Annotated in this window: 19 protein-coding genes; 6 read left to right on the forward strand and 13 right to left on the reverse strand. The window is 67.4% G+C overall.

Translation table 11 applies throughout. The annotated features are described in order from the left end of the window. The first annotated feature begins 16 nt into the window (after positions 1-16). On the forward strand, positions 17-1,318 hold the full coding sequence (locus AZL_RS03420; protein WP_012973273.1) for an FAD-dependent monooxygenase: 1,302 nt from the start codon (positions 17-19) through the stop codon (positions 1,316-1,318). Then, the gene (locus AZL_RS03425; RefSeq protein ID WP_012973274.1) at positions 1,315-1,608 is read left to right on the forward strand and encodes a ferredoxin family protein; all 294 of its coding nucleotides are present in this window, start codon (positions 1,315-1,317) and stop codon (positions 1,606-1,608) included. Before AZL_RS03420 ends, AZL_RS03425 begins: the two co-directional genes overlap by 4 nt. A gap of 91 nt (positions 1,609-1,699) precedes the next feature. Here AZL_RS03425 and AZL_RS03430 read toward each other — a convergent pair whose 3' ends face one another. After that, the gene (locus AZL_RS03430) at positions 1,700-2,038 is read right to left on the reverse strand and encodes a response regulator (RefSeq protein WP_247894259.1); all 339 of its coding nucleotides are present in this window, start codon (positions 2,036-2,038) and stop codon (positions 1,700-1,702) included. 358 nt (positions 2,039-2,396) lie between these two features. Here AZL_RS03430 and AZL_RS03435 point away from each other — a divergent pair, with 358 nt between their 5' ends. After that, positions 2,397-2,699 (forward strand): hypothetical protein, encoded by a 303-nt coding sequence (locus tag AZL_RS03435; RefSeq protein ID WP_042442450.1) that lies wholly within the window; start codon positions 2,397-2,399, stop codon positions 2,697-2,699. Between the two features lie 82 nt (positions 2,700-2,781). Here AZL_RS03435 and nifW read toward each other — a convergent pair whose 3' ends face one another. From nifW to AZL_RS03465, 6 genes are all read right to left on the reverse strand, one after another. Next, positions 2,782-3,117: a nitrogenase-stabilizing/protective protein NifW gene (gene nifW, locus AZL_RS03440; RefSeq protein WP_012973276.1), complete on the reverse strand. Its 336-nt coding sequence runs from the start codon at positions 3,115-3,117 to the stop codon at positions 2,782-2,784. 13 nt (positions 3,118-3,130) lie between these two features. Further along, entirely contained in the window at positions 3,131-3,967 is an 837-nt protein-coding gene (cysE, locus tag AZL_RS03445; protein WP_371304228.1) for a serine O-acetyltransferase, read from the reverse strand. Positions 3,968-4,014: 47 nt separating this feature from the next. Beyond that, on the reverse strand, positions 4,015-5,148 hold the full coding sequence (gene nifV / locus AZL_RS03450; protein ID WP_012973278.1) for a homocitrate synthase: 1,134 nt from the start codon (positions 5,146-5,148) through the stop codon (positions 4,015-4,017). Positions 5,149-5,281: 133 nt separating this feature from the next. Further along, positions 5,282-6,502: a cysteine desulfurase NifS gene (gene nifS / locus AZL_RS03455; RefSeq protein WP_012973279.1), complete on the reverse strand. Its 1,221-nt coding sequence runs from the start codon at positions 6,500-6,502 to the stop codon at positions 5,282-5,284. Positions 6,503-6,517: 15 nt separating this feature from the next. Beyond that, positions 6,518-7,441: a Fe-S cluster assembly protein NifU gene (gene nifU, locus AZL_RS03460; protein ID WP_012973280.1), complete on the reverse strand. Its 924-nt coding sequence runs from the start codon at positions 7,439-7,441 to the stop codon at positions 6,518-6,520. A gap of 70 nt (positions 7,442-7,511) precedes the next feature. Beyond that, positions 7,512-7,919: a HesB/IscA family protein gene (locus tag AZL_RS03465; protein WP_012973281.1), complete on the reverse strand. Its 408-nt coding sequence runs from the start codon at positions 7,917-7,919 to the stop codon at positions 7,512-7,514. A 334-nt stretch (positions 7,920-8,253) separates the two neighbouring features. Between AZL_RS03465 and AZL_RS03470 the strand changes: the two genes are divergently transcribed. Further along, positions 8,254-8,793, forward strand: coding sequence for a hypothetical protein (locus AZL_RS03470; protein ID WP_247894260.1), 540 nt, complete (start codon positions 8,254-8,256; stop codon positions 8,791-8,793). A gap of 162 nt (positions 8,794-8,955) precedes the next feature. On the opposite strand, the gene AZL_RS03475 is transcribed toward AZL_RS03470, so the two are convergent. Then, the gene (locus tag AZL_RS03475) at positions 8,956-10,071 is read right to left on the reverse strand and encodes an alkene reductase (protein ID WP_012973283.1); all 1,116 of its coding nucleotides are present in this window, start codon (positions 10,069-10,071) and stop codon (positions 8,956-8,958) included. 150 nt (positions 10,072-10,221) lie between these two features. On the opposite strand from AZL_RS03475, the gene AZL_RS03480 reads away from it, so the two are divergent. Continuing rightward, positions 10,222-10,893 (forward strand): TetR/AcrR family transcriptional regulator, encoded by a 672-nt coding sequence (locus AZL_RS03480; protein ID WP_148219177.1) that lies wholly within the window; start codon positions 10,222-10,224, stop codon positions 10,891-10,893. Positions 10,894-10,897: 4 nt separating this feature from the next. On the opposite strand, the gene rarD is transcribed toward AZL_RS03480, so the two are convergent. From rarD to purB, 4 genes are all read right to left on the reverse strand, one after another. Then, positions 10,898-11,830 carry an EamA family transporter RarD gene (gene rarD / locus AZL_RS03485; RefSeq protein ID WP_012973285.1) on the reverse strand — a complete coding sequence of 311 codons (933 nt, stop codon included), beginning with the start codon at positions 11,828-11,830 and terminating at the stop codon, positions 10,898-10,900. A 156-nt stretch (positions 11,831-11,986) separates the two neighbouring features. Continuing rightward, positions 11,987-12,322: a Grx4 family monothiol glutaredoxin gene (gene grxD, locus AZL_RS03490; protein WP_012973286.1), complete on the reverse strand. Its 336-nt coding sequence runs from the start codon at positions 12,320-12,322 to the stop codon at positions 11,987-11,989. 100 nt (positions 12,323-12,422) lie between these two features. Further along, positions 12,423-12,662: a BolA family protein gene (locus AZL_RS03495; RefSeq protein WP_012973287.1), complete on the reverse strand. Its 240-nt coding sequence runs from the start codon at positions 12,660-12,662 to the stop codon at positions 12,423-12,425. 147 nt (positions 12,663-12,809) lie between these two features. After that, positions 12,810-14,105 (reverse strand): adenylosuccinate lyase, encoded by a 1,296-nt coding sequence (purB, locus tag AZL_RS03500; RefSeq protein ID WP_012973288.1) that lies wholly within the window; start codon positions 14,103-14,105, stop codon positions 12,810-12,812. A gap of 414 nt (positions 14,106-14,519) precedes the next feature. On the opposite strand from purB, the gene AZL_RS37485 reads away from it, so the two are divergent. Continuing rightward, a complete protein-coding gene (locus AZL_RS37485; RefSeq protein ID WP_052293616.1) occupies positions 14,520-17,840 on the forward strand; it encodes a bifunctional diguanylate cyclase/phosphodiesterase in 3,321 nt (1,106 codons plus the stop codon). A 52-nt stretch (positions 17,841-17,892) separates the two neighbouring features. Here the strand turns inward: AZL_RS37485 and AZL_RS03510 are convergent, their stop codons facing one another. Then, positions 17,893-18,684, reverse strand: coding sequence for a M48 family metallopeptidase (locus tag AZL_RS03510; RefSeq protein ID WP_012973290.1), 792 nt, complete (start codon positions 18,682-18,684; stop codon positions 17,893-17,895). Positions 18,685-18,908 lie beyond the last annotated feature (224 nt).

The raw sequence follows: 18,908 nt of genomic DNA on the forward strand, positions 1-18,908 counted from the left end.
AAAGGAGCCTGTCGACATGGTCGAAAAGTTCGACGCCATCGTCATCGGTGCCGGCCCGTCCGGCAACGCCGCGACATACACGCTGGCCAGCCGAGGGCTGAAGGTCCTCCAGCTTGAACGCGGCGAATATCCCGGCGCCAAGAATGTCCAGGGCGGCATCATGTACGCCCATGAGCTGGAGAAGATCATCCCGGATTTCCGGGACGATTGCCCGACCGAGCGCCACATCATCGAACAGCGCGTCTGGCTGCTGGGCGACGACAATTACGTCGGCACCAACTACCGCTCGGAAGCCTTCAACTCCGACAAGCCGAACCGCTACACCATCATCCGCGCCAACATCGACAAATGGTGGGGCGAGCGGATCCGCAAGGTCGGCGGTCTCCAGATCTGCGAGACCACGGTGACCGAGTTGATCCGCGACCCGTCGGGCAAGGTCATCGGCGTGCGCACCGACCGCGAGGGCGGGGAGATCCTGGCGGATGTCGTGATCATGGCCGACGGCGTCAACGCCCTGCTGGCCAAGCGCGCCGGTCTTCAGCCGGAAGCGGCGCCGGAGAATGTCGCGCTGGCGGTCAAGGAAATCCTCTTCATCGATCCCGAGCTGATCCAGCAGCGCTTCGGCATCAAGGAGGACGAGGGTGTCGTCATCGAGATCATGGGCAAGGTGACCAAGGGGATGGTCGGCACCGCCTTCCTCTACACCAACAAGGAATCGCTGACGATCGGCATCGGCTGCCTGATCTCCGATTTCAAGAACGGCTCCTGCCCGCCTTACAAGATGCTGGAGGATCTGAAGAACCACCCCGTCATCAAGCCGCTGATCGAAGGGGCGGAGATGAAGGAATACGCCGCCCACATGATCCCGGAAGGCGGCTACAAGGCGGTGCCGCAGCTCTATGGCGACGGCTGGATGGTGGTCGGCGACGCCGCCCACTTCAACAACGCCGCCCATCGCGAGGGCTCCAACCTCGCCATGGCCTCGGGCCGGATGGCGGCGGAGACGGTGCTCGACCTCAAGGCCACCGGCAAGGCCTATACCGCCTCCAACCTCGCCGCCTACAAGAAGAAGCTCGACGACAGCTTCGTCATGAAGGATTTGAAGAAGTATCGCGAGCTGCCCGGCATCATGCATGGCAACAAGCAGTTCTTCGGCGCCTATCCCGACGAGATCACCGCCGCCGCCCACAACTGGTTCACCGTGGACAGCGTCGACAAGAAGTCGAAGGAGAAGCAGATCATGAAGTCCTTCATCAAGCGCCGCTCGGTGATGGGACTGGTCGGTGACGCAATCAAGCTGGTGAGGGCCGTGCGATGAGCATCATGGTGAAGGTCGAAGAGAAGCTCTATCAGAACCGCTACATCGTCGATGAGAGCCGGCCGCACATCCAGATCAAGAGCGTGGAGGCCTGCCAGACCTGCGAGAAACAGGCTTGCACCGTCTGCTGTCCGGCTGCCTGCTACAGCAAGAACGAGACCGGGGGCGTGACGCTGGTGACCGACGGCTGCCTGGAATGCGGCACCTGCCGCGTCGTCTGCCAGGACAAGGGCAACATCGCCTGGGACTATCCGCGCGGCGGCTACGGCATCAGCTACAAGTTCGGCTGAGCGGGTCTCTTTGGTGTTTTACCCCGGATCTGGATGGCCTCCGCGCAGGGCTGCGCGGGGGCCGATTCGTGTTCGGGGGTGGCAGCGGAAATCAGCAGCCACCCCTCCGCAATAGCTCCGCGGCCTGCCCCAGCGCCCGCTGCAACTCCGCCGGGAAGTAGGGCTTGCGGACGAAGCCGAAGGGGTCGCATGCGGCGGCGCGGTACCGGGTCTCCGCATCGGCGAAGGCGGAGGTGAAGATGCAGCGGATGCCGGTCTGCGCGCGGATCGCCGCCGCCGCCCCGATCCCGTCGCCCGGACCGAGCAGGCGGACATCCATCATCACCACATCGGGACGCAGCCGCAGGGCCGCCTCGATCGCGGCATCGGCATTGTCGGCGATCCCAACGATGACGAAGCCGAGCATGCCCAGGATCTCTTCCAAAGCCATGGCGGCCAAGCTCTCATCTTCGACGATGAGGATCCGCAAGGGGGGGTCGGAGGCGGGCGGTGGGTATGTCATCATGCATGCACAAAGTCTGTCACAGCGATTCTACAGGACCGGCGCGGTTGGCGAACCTGAAAAGCATGGTGTTATGACCAATGGCACAGCCCGGGTCCGAGACATGGAGCCTTTGGGGAAGCTTGGCCGGCAAAGGCGAATTGCTCCTGTTTTTCACCAGCGCGGCGCACCATCTCTATGCCATGGCTGTTTTCACCAGCGGGAATCGCGGACCCGTCCTAGCTCCTTTCGGATATCCGGGTTGGACGGGGGGACGGGCGCTTCCCTCCCAATGAGGAGACCGGTGATGGACCTGCGTGTCTGTTTCGAAAACATGGAAAGCGTCAACGTCAACGACGCGGCGATGATGAAGCACTACACCAGGAGCTATCTGGCGGATTTCGACCCGGAATGGGCGGGCTTCATCATGCTGCCCCATGACGAGACCATACGGGCGACGATGGAGCCGGCCTGGCAGGTGTTGATCCGCGATGCGACCGCGCGGACTGAACAGCAGCTGCTGCGCTATATCGACGAGAACCCGATGGCGGCCTATCACGTCCATGTCTACCGTCGCGACGACGGCCCGAACGAGCGCAAGATCCACTGACGGTCTCCACTGGCGGCATTCACGAACGACGACGGGGGCGCCATGGGGCGCCCCCGTCCGCCGAACTCCGTCGCGCGGCGGTTCAGCCGACCGGCGAGCCCAGCAGGCTGTCCAGCGGGACGAAGCGGTCGGCCATCTTGCGCGCCTCCTCCTTGTGGACCTTGAAGGTCTTTTCCGCGATGGCGTTGGACACGACGAAATCCTGATAGGCGCGTTCCAGATGGAAACGGTAGCGCGCCGACGTGCCGTCGTCGTCCAGCCCCTCCATCCCATGGTCCGCCGACAGGTAATCGTGGAAGCGCTGCAGGATGTGCAGGCGGTTCACGTTGACCACGCGCTGGTCATAGGTGACGTGGAAGAAGCGCAGGAAGTCTTCCGCGGTTTCCAGATCGTCGAGGTCGTCGGTGAATTCGCTCATCGTCGAAGGCTCCTCACGCATGCTGCTGGGTGGAAGGGGAGGGGCCGCAGCCCTCCTGGTCGCAGATGTTGCCACAAGCGCCGCAGGCGACACCGTCCAGACGTATGTCGGTCAGGTGAATTTCCGCCAGGCGGATGTTCTTATCAAGAAATTGTGACGGTATCGCTGCGCCCCGGTTAATTGGGGGGCTGTTCAGGCGGTCATCCAGCCGGGCTTCGATGCGGTTGATGTGGTCGATCAGGCAGGCGATGGCCTTGCCGACCGGGTCCGGCATCAGATGATGTTCCAGATCGATGCCGTGGTCCGGCAGGGGAGCGTCGGAGGACCGGCGCTGGGTTTCCGGCCGCACCACCCGGCCGGGGATGCCGACCACGGTCATGCCCGGCGGCACCGGCTTGGTCACCACCGAATTGGCGCCGACCCGCGCGTTGGCGCCGACGGTGATCGGCCCCAGGATCTTGGCGCCGGCCCCGACCAGCACGCCGTCCATCAGCGTCGGATGCCGCTTGCCCTTGGTCCAGGAGGTGCCGCCCAGCGTCACCCCGTGATAGAGCGTCACATCGTCGCCGACCTCCGCCGTCTCGCCGATCACCACGCCGGCGCCATGGTCGATGAAGAAGCGGCGGCCGATGCCGGCGCCGGGATGGATGTCGATGTTGGTCAGCGCGCGGGCGAGATAGGAGAGGAATCGCGCCGGCCAGCGCAGCCCCCGCCGCCACGCCGCGTTGGCGAAGCGGTACATCACCAGCGCATGGATGCCGGGATAGCAGGTCAGCACGTCGAAGACGTTGCGTGCCGCCGGGTCGCGGTCGAACACGCAGGCGACGTCCTCGCGCAGCAGGGCGAGAATGCCGGGTGTGGCATGGGGGGCGGTGCCGGAAATCGGAGCGGTCCGGGTCATGTCATCGCCTCCAGGCAGGCCTCCAGAAAGGCGTGCAGCTCCTCGGGCGTGGGCGGCCGCTTGGCGCGGGTGGCGAGTGCGCGCACGCGTGGCAGCACCGCTTGCGCCATGCTGTCGTCGCAGGCGATGCCCAGCCCTTCATAGGCCAGCTTCACCGCCGCGGTCCCGGAATGCTTGCCCAGCACGATGCGGTGTTCGCGCCCGACCTCGGCCGGGTCGAAATTCTGATAGGTGGCGCGGTCGCGCAGCAGCCCGTCGACATGAATGCCGGCCTCATGGGTGAAGACGGCGGCGCCGACGATCGACTTGTTGACCGCCACCGGCCGGTTGGAGGCCCGTTCCACCAGATCGCTGATGGCGCCGAGCGACCGCGTCTCCACCCCGCTGTCGATGTGGTAGAGGTGCTTGAGCGACACCACGACCTCCTCCAGCGGCGCGTTGCCGGCGCGCTCGCCCAGCCCGTTCACCGTGGTGTTGACATGGGTCGCGCCGCCCAGCACCGCGGCCAGCGAATTGGCGTTGGCGAGGCCAAGATCGTCATGGGCGTGGATCTCGATCTCCAGGTCGGTGGCCCGGCGCAGCCGTTCGATGCAGGCGCGCGTCTGGAAGGGATCGAGCACGCCCAGCGTGTCGGCGAAACGGAAGCGCCGCGCGCCGGCGGCCTGCGCCACGCTGGCGGCGGCGATCAGGAAATCCATGTCGGCGCGCGACGAATCCTCGCCGCCGACGCTGACCTCCAGCCCATGGTCGCGCGCCTGCTTCACCCGGCGTTCGATTTCCGCCAGCGCCCAGGCGCGGCTGCGTTTCAGCTTGCGGGTGATGTGGATGTCGGACACCGGCATCGACAGATTGACGAAGCCGACATCGCAGGACAGCGCCGCCTTCAGGTCGGTGTCGTGCATGCGGCACCACACCATCAGCCGGCCCTTCAGCCCCAGCGCGGCCACGGCGCGGATGCCCTCGCGCTCCTCCTCGCCCATGGCGGGGATGCCGATCTCCTGTTCCGGCACGCCGGCGGCGTCGAGCGCCTTGGCGATGGCGATCTTCTCGTCGAGCGTGAAGGCGACGCCGGCGGTCTGCTCGCCGTCGCGCAGCGTGGTGTCGTTGATGGTGGCGAAGGTGGTGGGCATGAGGGCACCTCGCGCACGGGGAACAGCGGTCCCCTTTGGAGAATGTCGCAGACCGGGCCGGGAACCCGCCCCGACGGGGTGTCGTCGGGCGGGGTGCCGGGACGGGCCACCGGCCCGGTCTGCGATTCCGGTGTTACGAGTAAACGGGTGCGAACTCTTTCGGCCGTCCGGCCTCCTGCTGCCAGTAGGGCGACAGGCTGCGCAGCTTGGCGATGATGCCCGGCACCACGGCGATGACCCGGTCGATCTCCTCCTCCGTCGTGTCGCGCGACAGCGAGAAGCGGGTGGCGCCATGGGCGGCGGTGTAGGGCACGCCCATGGCGCGCATGACGTGGCTCGGCTCCAGCGATCCCGAGGTGCAGGCCGAACCGGACGACGCGGCGATGCCGGCCTCGTTCAGCAGCAGCAGGATGGCCTCGCCCTCGATATATTCGAAGGCGATGTTGCAGGTGTTGGGCAGGCGGTGGTCCGGGTTGCCGGTGACGAAGCAGCTCGGCACCGCCGCCAGGATCGCCCGTTCCAGCTTGTCGCGCAGCGCCTTCACCCGCGTGTTCTCCTCGCCCATATGGACGAGCGCCAGCTGGGCGGCGGCGCCGAGCCCGACGATGGCGGGCGCGTTCTCGGTGCCGGCGCGGCGCGAGCGTTCCTGATGACCGCCGCGCAGCATCGGGCGGAAGCGCAGGCCGCGCTTGACATAGAGCGCGCCGATGCCCTTGGGGGCGTGCAGCTTGTGGCCGGACAGCGACAGCATGTCGATGGCGCTGTCGGCCAGCTTCATCGGGATCTTGCCGACCGACTGCACCGCGTCGGTGTGGAACAGCGCGCCGACCTCCTTGGCCATGCGCGCCAGCTCCTCCACCGGGAAGATTGTCCCGGTCTCGTTGTTGGCCCACATGAAGGAGACGATGGCGACCCGGTCGGACAGGGCCGCGCGGTAGGCGTCCATGTCGAGGTCGCCCTTGCCGTCCACCGGGATGCGGTGGACGGTGCAGCCGCGCTTCTTCTCCAGATACTCGCAGAGCGCCAGCACGCCGGGATGTTCGACCACGCTGGTGATGATCTCGCGCTTCTTCGGATAGGCCTCCAGCGCCGACAGGATGGCGGTGTTGTCGCTTTCCGTCCCGCCGGAGGTGAAGACGATCTCGCTGTCATGGGCGGCCCCCAGCAGGGCCTGGACCTGGCGGCGCGCCCATTCGATCTTGCCGCCCACCGCGGCGCCGAAGCCGTGCATCGAGGACGGGTTGCCGAAATGCTCGGTGAAGAGCGGCAGCATCTCCTGCAACACTTCCGGATCGACGCGGGTGGTGGCGTTGTTGTCGAGATAGATGGCCTGGTTCATGGTCTGACGGCTCATGGCTTCGTGCTCCCCTTAGCCCGCATGGGCCGGCATGAGGGACGCGGGCTTGACCCGCACGAACTCGCCGAGCTTCTCGACCAGCTTCATCTGCACGCCCATCATCGTGCCGGCCGACTGCGAACAGCCGGAACAGGCGCCGGAGAGCCGCACATAGATGTCCTTGCCGTCGATGTCGACCAGTTCCACGTCGCCGCCGTCGCGCTGGATCTGCGGGCGCATCTCCTCGATGGCGGACATGATGACCTTCATGCGCTGAACGTTGGTCAGCTTGGGCGCCGCCGCCGGCTCCGCCCTCGGTTCCAGCGGCTTGATGGCGTCGAGCCCGACGGTGCCGGGGGCGTGTTTCGCGGCGGGCTTCAGCGCGCCGGTCTTGGCCAGCACCTCCTCCAGCACCTCCTCGATCTTCTCGTGGCAGGTCTGGCAGGAGCCGCCGGCCTTGGTGTAGTGGGTGACCTCCTCCAGCGTGGTCAGGCCATTGACGGTCACCGCGCGCTCGATCATGGCGGCGTCGACGCCGAAGCATTTGCAGACCAGTTCGCCTTCCTCATGGTCGTCCTCCCACGCCTCGCCCTTGTAGTTGGCGATGGCGGCGCGCAGCGCCTCGGCACCCATGACGGAGCAGTGCATCTTTTCCGGCGGCAGGCCGCCGAGATACTCGGCGATGTCGCGGTTGGTCAGGGTCAGCGCCTCGTCCACCGTCTTGCCGATGATCATCTCGGTCAGGGCGGAGGAGGAGGCGATGGCCGAGCCGCAGCCGAAGGTCTGGAACTTGGCATCCAGGATGATCTGGCTGTCGGGATCGACCTTCAGCATCAGACGCAGCGCGTCGCCGCAGGTGATGGAGCCGACCTCGCCGACCGCGTTGGCGCTGTCCAGGACACCGGAGTTCTTCGGATTGAAGAAGTGTTCCTTGACCTTGTCGGTGTAGTTCCACATGTCGCTGCTGCCTTTCCGTGGGGTGCGCGCCTAGGGGAAGAGCTGTCCGGGAAGAGTGTCCGGGGCGGGATCAGTGAGTGGAGTAGGGGGCCGACGACCCGCAGCCCGACGAGGAGGTCGGCGAGGAGGTCGAGCAGGAGCCGCCGCCTTCACCGCCGGCCGAGAAGGATTTGCCGCAGCCGCAGCTGCTGGTCGCGTTCGGGTTGTCGAATTTGAAGCCGGAGCCTTCGATGCCCTCGACGAAATCGACCACCACGCCGCTGAGGAAGGGCTGGCTGTTGGCGTCGACGAAGATGGTGACGGGGCCGAAGCTCAGCACAGCGTCGTCGTCGGTTGCCGCCGCTTCCAGACCCATCTGGTATTTCAGCCCGGCGCAGCCGCCGTCGGTCACCGCGATCCGCAAGCCGGCGGCGGCACCGCCCGACTTCGCCAGGACCCGTTCCAGGGTGGAGACCGCCGCATCCGTCAGAGTCACCATGTCCCGCCTCCTCAAACCGCGTCGCCGGGGATGCCGGCCGATCTGGGGAGGTTAAAAGCAAAGGGTGTGCCAACTTATCAAGTTATTGATTCTAAATGATTGTCAGGTCTGAAAGGGCTGGCGAATGTCTGACATAGTTTCGCTAACCAACATTTTTGTCGGGTTTTGCGCGTGTCGCTTTTGCGACAGCCGCGACACTTCGCCGCACAAAAAAATTATGGTCTTTCACGGCGCCCGCGCGCGTACCATGGGCCGTCGTCGGTGCGTCGGATGGTTGATTTTCTCAACGGAAAATCCGGACGGATGTCCGGGCAGCGGAAAGGCGAGGGACAGGATGGCGATGGAGGATATGGACGGGCAGCCGATCGAACTGCGGATATCGAACGGCCGCATGGCCTTCGGCGACGTGCCCGAACCGGTCGACGAGTTGCTGCAAGAGGCGGTGAAGGCCCGCGACGTGCCCGACGCCTGCGAGGCTCTGCTGTGGGAGGCCCACCGCAAGGGGCCGCGGGTGCTGCCGGTCTTCTACGCGCTCTATAAATTCTACTTCAACCGCAAGAAGCTGGCGGAGGCGGAGCGGGTGGCCCGCATCGGGCTGGACGCGGCGGCATTGCAGGGTGGCTTTCCCGCCGACTGGCCGCGGCTGAGGGGCGACAGCACCGACTGGACGGCGGCCGGACCGGCGCGTTTCTTCCTGTTCACCATGAAGGCGCTGGCCTTCATCGAACTGCGCCGCCACAATCGCGAGAAGGCGCTGGCGATCCTCGCCAAGATGGCGGAGATCGACCCGGCCGATCAGGTCGGCTACGGCACCATCGCCGCGCTCGCCAGAGGGCTGGAGGGCGGGCTGGAGGGAGAGGGCGGGGCGGCGTAGCGGCCCAGCCCGATTGAGCGGCCCCTCACAAAAAAGCCCCCCGGCCCAGGGGGGAACCGGGCCGGGGGCAGCGGGGATCCGCGTCTCACGACGCACTCACGACGCGCTCTCTCACGTCGGGAGTTATTGCGGCCTCACCGGGGTGGTGGGGCCGCAAACCGGTCAGGCGGCGATGGATTCCAGGGCCGGATAGTCGGTGTAGCCCTTGGCGTCGCCGCCGTAATAGGTGTTGCGGTCCGGCTCGGCCAGCGGCGCCTCGGCCCGCAGGCGCAACGGCAGGTCCGGGTTGGCGATGAAGGCCTCGCCGAAGCTGACCGCATCGGCCTCGCCCTTGGCCAGCGCCGCATCGGCGTCGGCCCGGCTGTAGCCGCCATTCAGGATGAAGGGGCCCTTGTAGACGGCGCGCAGGGCGGCGGCGGCATGGGGCGCGCCCTCCGGCGGCGCCATGTGATGGCCGGGGCGGCCTTCGATCACATGCAGATAGGCGAGGTTGAAGGGGTTCAGCGCCTTGGTGACCGCCAGGAAATGCGGCAGCGGGTCGCTGTCCCTCATGTCGTTGAACACGCCGGTCGGCGACAGGCGGACGCCGATGCGGTCGGCGCCGACCGCATGGGCCGTGGCCTCCAGAATCTCCAGCAGGAAGCGGCAGCGGTTCTCCACCGATCCGCCATACTGGTCGGTGCGGGTGTTGGTGCTGTCGCGCAGGAACTGGTCGATCAGATAGCCGTTGGCCGCATGGATTTCGACGCCATCCAGACCGGCATCGAACACCGCGCGCTTGGCGGCGTCGGCGAAATGGCGGACCAGGACGGGGATCTCCGACGTTTCAAGGGCGCGCGGAACCGGGAACGGCTCCATGCCGGCGCCGGTGAAGAGCTGGCCCTTGGCCGCGATGGCCGAGGGAGCGACCGGGGCGGCGCCGTTCGGCTGGAACAGCGGGTGGGAGATGCGGCCGACATGCCAGAGCTGGGTGACGATCCGCCCGCCCGCCGCATGCACCGCCTCGGCCACCGCGCGCCATCCCAGCGTCTGGGCGTCGGTGTGGATGCCCGGCGTGTTGGGATAGCCCTGGGCGGTGTCGCAGACCTGGGTCGCCTCGGTGATGATCAGGCCGGCCGAGGCGCGCTGCGCGTAATAGTCGGCGGTCAGCGCCGTCGGGCAATTGCCGTCGCCGGCGCGGCCGCGGGTCATCGGCGCCATGATGACGCGGTTCGGCAGCTCGATGGCGCCGAGGCGCAGCGGCGTGAACAGATCCGGCGTGGCGGTGCTGTGCGACATGGCGGAAATACCCTCCGTTGGACAATTGGCTTGTCGGGTAACCGGGTGTATGTATGTGAGTACATACTTGAAGCAAAGCCTGCCGCTTGTCAAGTATGTATCTGCATACTTATTATCAAGCCGAAGCGACCGGCTGGAGAGGGACGGGCTTTGGACGCAAGCAAGGAAGCCGCGGGCAAGGACGATGGCGGCTGTTGCCCCGGCAATGGCAGCGAGGGCGAGGGCGGGGGGCGCCGGCGCGACCGCGCGGCGACCGAAAACGCGTTGCTTGACGCCGCCAAGATGGTGTTCGCCGAACGCGGCTTCGACGCGGCGACGACGCGCGAGATCGCCGGCCGGGCCGGGGTCAACGAACAGCTGATCCAGCGCTATTTCTCAGGAAAGAGCGGGCTTCTGCTGGCGGTGGTGGAGCGCTATTGGCGCGAGGAATCGGGCGGCTGCGCCTTGCCGCCGCCGGATGAGGATCTGGAGACCGACCTTGTCCATTTCCTGCACGCCCAGTTGAAGCACAGCTGGGCGTGCCGCGACTTCACCCGTGTCGTGCTGGCCCGCGCGCTGGTCGATCCGGCGATCGCCGACGAGATGGCGCGCACCCTGTCGCAGAGCCGGATTCCCTGTCTGATCAAGCGGCTGGAGGGCCATCGCGACCGTGGCGCCATCGCCGCCGACGCCGATCTCGCCAATGTGGCGGCCGGCATCGCGACGCTCAGCTTCGGGCTGGGCTTCCTCGATCAGGTGGTGTTCGGCCGCGACGATGCCGGCATCTGCGCCATGGTCGGCACCCTGGCCCACACCATCGCCCACGGTCTCACACCCCGCTGACCGTTCACTCGGCCGCCGCCGCCGCCGCCGCGCGGCTGGTCCGGCGGTGGTTGTGCACCGCGTCGGCGGTGAACACCGCCAGCGCCACCCAGATGCAGGCAAAGGTGATGGCATGGCCGCGGGTGAAGGCCTCGCCATAGACCAGCACGCCGAGCAGCAGCTGCCCGGTCGGCCCGACATATTGCAGCAGCCCCATGGTGGTCAGCGTCAGCCGCCCGGCGCCGATCATGAACAGCACCAGCGGCACCGCCGTCATCGGTCCGGCCAGCACCAGCAGGATGCTTTCCCCCCAGCCATGGCCGAAGGCGCCGCCGCCGCCCAGCCACAGCAGATAGCCCAGCGCCGCCGGCAGCAGCAGGGCGGTTTCGACCAGCAGCCCGATCAGCGGGTCGATCGCCGCCTTCTTGCGCACCAGGGCGTAGAAGCCGAAGGACAGCGCCAGCGACAGGGCGACCCAGGGCACCGCGCCATAGCTGGCGACCAGGCTGCCGACGCCGGCGGTGGCGATGGCGACCGCCAGCATCCGGCCGCGGCTGAGCCGCTCATGCAGGAACAGCACGCCGAGCAGCACATTGATCAGCGGGTTGATGAAATAGCCCAGGCTGGCCTCGACCAGCCGGCTGTTCACCACCGCCCAGATGAAGACCGTCCAGTTGACGGTCACCAGCAGGGTGGTGACCACCAGGACGCCGAGCCGGCGCCAACTGCCGACCGCCGTGACGATCGCCGCCGGCCCCCGGGTCGCCAGCACGATCGAGCCGACCAGCACCACCGTCCACACCACCCGGTGGGCGACGATCTCCACCGCGCCGACATCGCCCAGCGATTTGAAGAAGACCGGGTTGACCAGCCCCCAGATCAGGTAGGAGGACAGCGCCGCGACGAACGCCGCGCTTGTGGAGGTCGGGGCCTTGGCGGGCGTCGGTATCGAGGACATACCGTCCGTTTAGCACATTGTTTGGGCAATTCGGCAGCGGTCGGCCGGACATGGCCGGGCTGCGCCGCCGGCATCGCTGTTTGTCCGCCGGGGCGCGGGCATGAAAAAGCCCCGCCGAAGCGGGGCTCTTCCGATCCTGCCGGAGCCGCGACGCCGTCAGGCGGCGGTGGCGACGCCCTTGTCGGCCAGCAGGGCCTGCAACTCGCCCGACTCGTACATCTCGCGGACGATGTCGCAGCCGCCGACCAGCTCGCCCTTGACGTAGAGCTGCGGGAAGGTCGGCCAGTTCGAATATTCCTTCAGACCCTGGCGCAGGCCCGGATCCTCCAGGATGTTGACGCCCTTGAACTTGACGCCGGTGTGGCTCAGCACCTGGACGACGGCGGCGGAGAAGCCGCACTGCGGGAACACCGGGGTGCCCTTCATATACAGCACGACGTCATTGTGCTTGATGTCCTGCTCGATGCGCTCGACGACGGTTTGATCGACCATGGCTCGATAACCCTTCCGATGCGGCCCGGCGCGGCCGGGGCCTTGTTCACTGCGACATGCGTTGACGGGGCGCGGCCTCAGGCGCCTTCCGGCACTTTTCTCAGGCGCCTTCCGGCACCGCGGTGGTCAGCGCCAGGGCGTGCAGTTCGCCGCCCATCTTTCCCTGGAGGGACGCGTAGACCATCTGGTGCTGCTGCACCCGGCTCTTGCCCTTGAAGGCGGCGGAGGTGACGAGCGCGGCATAATGGTCGCCGTCGCCCCGCAGATCCGCGATCTCGACGACCGCGTCCGGGATGCCCTCCTTGATGAGCTTTTCGATCGTGGCGGCTTCCATCGCCATGGGTTCAGTCCTCGCTCTGTTCGGGATTGCCCCGCCCGGGCACACGCTTCGCAAGATAGAGTAGGAGCGGACGGGCCGTTTGTCATCCTCCGGCAAGTCTTTGCCGCCCTGCGGAAGATGGGGTGACGGCCCGGCCGGTCCAGCCGGTCAGGCGCCGAACACGCGCTTGAACACGGTGTCGACATGCTTGGTGTGGTAGGTCATGTCGAACATCGGCTCCAGCTTGTCGCGGCCGATATGCTTGGCGATGTCGGCGTCGTTCGACAGCAGGTCCAGATAGTTGCCGCCCTTCTCCCACACCTGCATGGCGTTGCGCTGCACCGCCTTGTAGCTGTCCTCGCGGCTCATGCCGGCCTGGGTCAGTGCCAGCAGCACGCGCTGCGAGAAGACCAGCCCGCCCAGATCATCCAGGTTCCGCTGCATGCGCTCCGGATAGACCACCAGCTTCTCCATCATGCTGGTCAGGCGCACCAGGGCGAAATCCAGCGTGACGGTGGCGTCGGGGCCGATCATGCGCTCGACGGAGCTGTGCGAGATGTCGCGCTCGTGCCACAGCGCGACATTCTCCAGCGCCGGGACCACGGCGGAGCGCACGATGCGGGCCAGACCGGTCAGATTCTCCGACAGGACCGGGTTGCGCTTGTGCGGCATCGCCGACGAGCCCTTCTGGCCGGGGTGGAAATACTCCTCCGCCTCGCGCACCTCGGTGCGTTGCAGGTGGCGGATTTCCGTCGCCAGATTCTCGATGCTCGACGCGATCACGCCCAGCACGGAGAAGAAGAAGGCGTGGCGGTCACGCGGGATGACCTGGGTCGACACCGGCTCCACCGACAGGCCGAGCTTGGCGGCGACATGCTCCTCGACCCGCGGGTCGATGTTGGCGAAGGTGCCGACGGCGCCGGAGATGGCGCAGGTGGCGATGTCCTGGCGCGCCTGGACCAGACGCTCGCGCCCGCGGGCGAAGGCGGCGTAATGGCCGGCCAGCTTCAGCCCGAAGGTCGTCGGCTCGGCATGGATGCCGTGGCTGCGGCCGATGGTGACGGTGTTCTTGTGCTCCAGCGCCCGGCGCTTCAGCGCCGCCAGCAGCGCGTCCATGTCGGCCAGCAGCAGGTCGGCGGCCTGGGTCAGTTGCACGGCCAGGCAGGTGTCCAGCACGTCCGACGAGGTCATGCCCTGATGGACGAAGCGGGCTTCCGGACCGACATGTTCGGCGAGGTTGGTCAGGAAGGCGATGACGTCGTGACGGGTCTCGCGCTCGATCTCGTCGATGCGGTCGATCTCCCACTTGCCGCGCTCCCACACCGCCTTGGCGGCCTCCTTCGGGATCACGCCCAGCTCGGCCTGCGCGTCGCAGGCGTGCGCCTCGATCTCGAACCAGATGCGGAAGCGGTTTTCCGGCTCCCAGATGCGGGCCATCTCTTGGCGGGTATAGCGGGGGATCATCGGCACTCTCCGGAGGATGCGGGCGCTGGATTGGACGTGGCTTGCGGAACTCTTCGGCACGCGCGCGCGACCATAGCGGCGCCGGCATGCGTTTTAAAGCCTCGCGATGGCTCCCCTTCGTCCGGGCGGCCGGCGGCGTTAATCTTCGCACCCGGATTGTTGCCGGCCGAAGGGAATTCCCACCTATGGCGGGGCGGGCGGACTTTCCGCGAATCCTCTGTGCGCGCGCCGCTCCCCGCCGGTTTGCCCATCCCGGAGCGAGGAAAACAGTCAAAGAGTCGCGCCGGGGTGGATTTGATTGGCTTGCGGTTGAATCCTTACGGGCATTAAGCAACACTTGTACGGCGTCCCGGGGGCGACCCCGACCGGCGTTTCGCAAATCGTCCAAGACAGGCCATCCGAAGGGAGCCCTTTTTGTCCGACCCCGTCGCCGAGCTGGTCCGCGCGCCGTCGCGCTCGTCCGACGAGGCGCGGCTGTACCGCCTGCAATTCCTGGCGTCGATGGTGCTGGTGTCGGCGCTCGTGCTCGGGCTCGGGCTCTACTTCGTCTGGCAGCATTGGGCCGACCTGGAGCATGATCTGGAGCAGAGCGAGGCGCGCTATGTCCAGGAGCAGCGCCAGGCCCTGGCGCAGGAGGTGGAGAATGCCCAGTCCTACCTCGCCTACATGCGCTCGCGCGTCGAGCCGCTGCTGAAGGAGCAGCTGCGCGCCCAGGTGGACGAGGCCTATTCCATCGCCCGCAGCATCCATGACCGGGAAAAGGACATCCTGCCCGAAAAGGCGGTGAAGGAGTCGATCAAGGAAACGTTGCGGCCGCTGCGTTTCTCCGGCGGGCGCGGCTATTACTTCATCAGCGACCTGAACGCCGACACGGTGCTGATGCCGGTCGATCCGTCGCGGGAGGGGACGTCCCCCTTCGCCACGCCCGATCCGCAGGCGGCCGCGGCGGCGCGCGAACTGATGCGGGCGGTCCAGGATCCGAGCCTGCGCGGCTTCGCCCGCTATCGCTGGCATCCACCGGACGATCCGGCCCATACCGCAGACAAGCCGGCCGGAGACAAAACGGCCCCGGTCACCGACAGGCCCGCCATCGACAAGCTGGCCTTCGTCCGCCGTTTCGAGCCCTATGGCTGGGTGATCGGCGCCAGCGATTCCCTCAGTGCGGTGGAGGCGCGTCTGCAACGCGAATCGCTGGACCGGCTGCGCGCCTTCCGGTTCGGCGAGACCGGCTATATCGGCGTGCTGCGCCAGGACGGGCAGGTGCTGCTGTCGCCCACCGCTCCGGCGTCGGAGGGGATGAACGCCCGCGACCTGCCGTGGAAGACCGAACGCGATCTCGTCATCCGCCTGCTGGAGCTGGGGCGCCAGGGCGGCGGGGAGTTGCGCTATGACTGGATCCATCCGGTCACCGGCCAGCCGACGCCGAAGATGGCCTATGTCGCGGCCCCCGGCGTCTGGGGCTGGATCCTGATCGCCGGCTTCTACATCGATGATGTCGGCAAGGAGATGGAGATCCGCCGGGCGGAGATCAGCCGGGGCGTCAACCAGCGGGTCTGGACGACCGTCGCGGTGCTGGCGCTGGCGCTGGCGGCGTCGGTCGGCGTGTCCTGGCTGGTCACCGGCTGGATCCGGCGCATCGTCGGCTCCTACCAGCAGCGGGTCAGCCACAGCGACAGCATGCTGCGCGAACGGGCGCGCCAGCTCTATCTCGCCAATTTCTTCGTCGATCACGTGTCGGAGATCGTCGTGCTGGCCGACGCCGGCCTGCGCATCACCTACGTCAATCCCTTCGGTTGCCAGGCCCTGGGCGGGACGCTGGAGGATCTGGTGATGGGGCAGGCCGACCTGCTGAAGCGCTTCGCCGCCGAGGGCGAGAATGCCGCCAGCCATTACGAGACCGTCTACCACACCGCCGACGGCCGCATGCTGGAACTGGAGGTCACCGCCAGCCGCATCACCTACGAGGGGGAGGTCTATTACTCCGCCATCGCCCGCGACGTCAGCGAGCGCAAGCGGGCCGAATGGCAGCTGCGGCTGTCGGCCAAGGTGTTCGACAACGCGTCGGAGGGCATGTTCGTCGCCAACGACCAGCGGCAGATCGTCGCCGCCAACGACGCCTTCTCCCGCATCACCGGCTATGGGCGGGACGAGGTGCTGGGGCAAGGCCCCGGTTTTCTGCGTTCCGACCGCAACCCTCCGGGCTTCTATGCCGAGCTCTGGGCGCAGCTGCGCCGCGACGGCCATTGGGCCGGCGAGATCTGGAGCACCCGGAAAAGCGGCGAGGTGTTCCCGGAATGGCTGAGCGTCACGGTGGTCAGGAACGAGGATGGCGCCGTCGCCAACTATATCGCCGCCTTCACCGACATCACCGAAACCCGCGCGCAGGAGGAGCGGATCCGCCATCTGGCGCAGTTCGATTTCCTGACCGATCTTCCCAACCGTTTCCTGCTGCGCGACCGGCTGGAGCGCGCCATGCTGGCCGCCGGGCGTCACGGCTCCCGGGTGGGGCTGCTGTTCGTCGATCTCGACCGCTTCAAGACCATCAACGACAGCCTGGGCCATCAGGTCGGCGACAGCCTGCTGCGCGAGGTGGCGGCGCGGCTGGTCGGCACGGTGCGGGCCAGCGACACGGTCAGCCGGCAGGGCGGCGACGAGTTCATCATCCTCATCGGCGACATGGACGACGGCGAGGCGGCGGGCATCGTCGCGCGCAAGGTGCTGCGCTCGGTGTCGGAGCCCTATCTGATCGACGGGCACGAATTGCAGGTCACGCCGTCCATCGGCATCGCCATCTATCCCGACGACGGCACCGGCATCGACGCCTTGCTGAAGAGCGCCGACATGGCGATGTACGCCGCCAAGGAGGGCGGGCGCGCGACCTACCGCTTCTTCACGCCGGAACTGAACCGCCGCGCGTCCGACCGTCTGTGGACGGAGAACAATCTGCGCCGGGCGCTCGCCAACAACGAGCTGGAACTGCATTTCCAGCCGCAATTCTCGATGGACGGCCGGCGCCTGATCGGGGCGGAGGCGCTGGTGCGCTGGCGCCAGCCCGACGGCACGCTGATCATGCCGGGGCAGTTCATTCCGGTGGCCGAGGACACCGGACTGATCCTGCCTTTGGGCGACTGGGTGCTGGGCGAGGCCTGCCGCCGCGCGGCGGAGCTGATGCGCCACCGCACCCTGGTGATCGCCGTCAACCTGTCGGCGGTGCAGGTGCGCCGCCCCGGTCTGGCGGAGCGGGTGGCCGGTTGGCTGGCGGCCTACGGCGTTCCCTCCTCGGCGCTGGAGCTGGAGGTGACGGAAAGCGTCCTGATGGACGAGTCCGACGTGGTGTCGGAGACCTTCGCCCAGTTGCGCGAGATGGGGGTGCCTGTCGCCATCGACGATTTCGGCACCGGCTACTCGTCGCTGGCCTATCTGAAGCGCTTCCGGGTGGACAAGCTGAAGATCGACCGCAGCTTCGTCAGCGGCCTGCGCGCCGGCAATCCGGACAGCGGCGCCATCGCCGAGGCGATCATCGGCATGGCCCGTTCCCTGCGCATGCAGACCCTGGCCGAAGGGGTGGAGACGGAAGAACAGTACGACTGCCTCGCCAGGCTCGGCTGCGACCAATGCCAAGGCTATCTGCTGGGCCGCCCGATGCCCTACGAGGAGTTCCTGGCCCTGGTTCGGCGCGATGCCGGCATGGCCGGGAACCGGGTGGCCGAAGTGGTCGCCGAGGTGGTGGACTAGAGTCCGTCTGAACCGATCGCGCTCTGGGCGCGCGCGGGGTGTCGTTCCGACCTCAGCCGTAGCGCAGCAGCCGTGTCCCGTTCGCCTTCAGCCAGGCCCGCGGCCAGTCGACGCCGCGGCCGGCGGTCAGGCTGGCGCACAGCGCCCAGAAGCGCTGGGAATGGTTCATCTCGCGCAGATGCGCCACCTCGTGCCCGACGACATAATCCAGCACCGGCTCCGGCGTCAGGATCAGCCGCCAGGAGAAGGACAGCCGGCCGGTCGAGGAACAGCTGCCCCAACGGCTCTTGGTGTCGCGGATGGTGACGGCGGCGACGCGGGCGCCGATGGAGGCGGCTTTCAGGCGGGCGCGGGTCGCCAACTCGCGCTTGGCTTCGGCGGTCAGGAAATCGCGGACGCGGCGGGCGACATGCTCGGGCTGGCCGCCGACCAGCAGGGCGCCATCCTCGATCCGGCTCGGGCCGCGCAGGGCCGGGTCGTGGCGGATGACATGCTCGACCCCGAGATAGGGCACGCTGGCGCCGTCGGCGAAGGGCAGGGACGGCGGCATCGCCGCCAGCCGCGCCCGCAGCCAGCCGTCATGCCGGCCGACGAACTGGCGGGCGTCGGTTTCCGACACGCCGACCGGCACCACCACCTCGACCAGACCGCGGCCGGCATCGACGCGCAGGGTCATGCGGGTGGCCCGCGCGCTTTCCCGCAATTCCAACGGAACCGGCAGGCCGGATATCTCCAGCGCCCGCGGCGGCTGGGGCGGTCGGGGCGGCCGGGCGGCGGTTCGCCGGCGGCGGCGCGCCGGGGCGGGGAGAGTGGCGGGGAGGGGGGAAGGGCCGCGTTGCACCATGGCGTCTTATAGCGCGGCGACCGCCGGATGCGGAAGCCTCCTCCGCCCTTTGTCCGACTGGCGCAAGGCGGTGGTTTCGGCTTAAGGCGTTAGGGCTTTCGAACGAACCTAGGCCATGGATTGGACCGAGGTCACATTTGACACGATCGATCGGGGCACAAGATAAAGCAGAGGTAACGCGGTGGTCTGGAGATAGCCATTTTTCGCCGGTTCCGCCGCTTACT

The organism is Azospirillum sp. B510 (assembly GCF_000010725.1).
Lineage (GTDB): Bacteria > Pseudomonadota > Alphaproteobacteria > Azospirillales > Azospirillaceae > Azospirillum > Azospirillum lipoferum_B.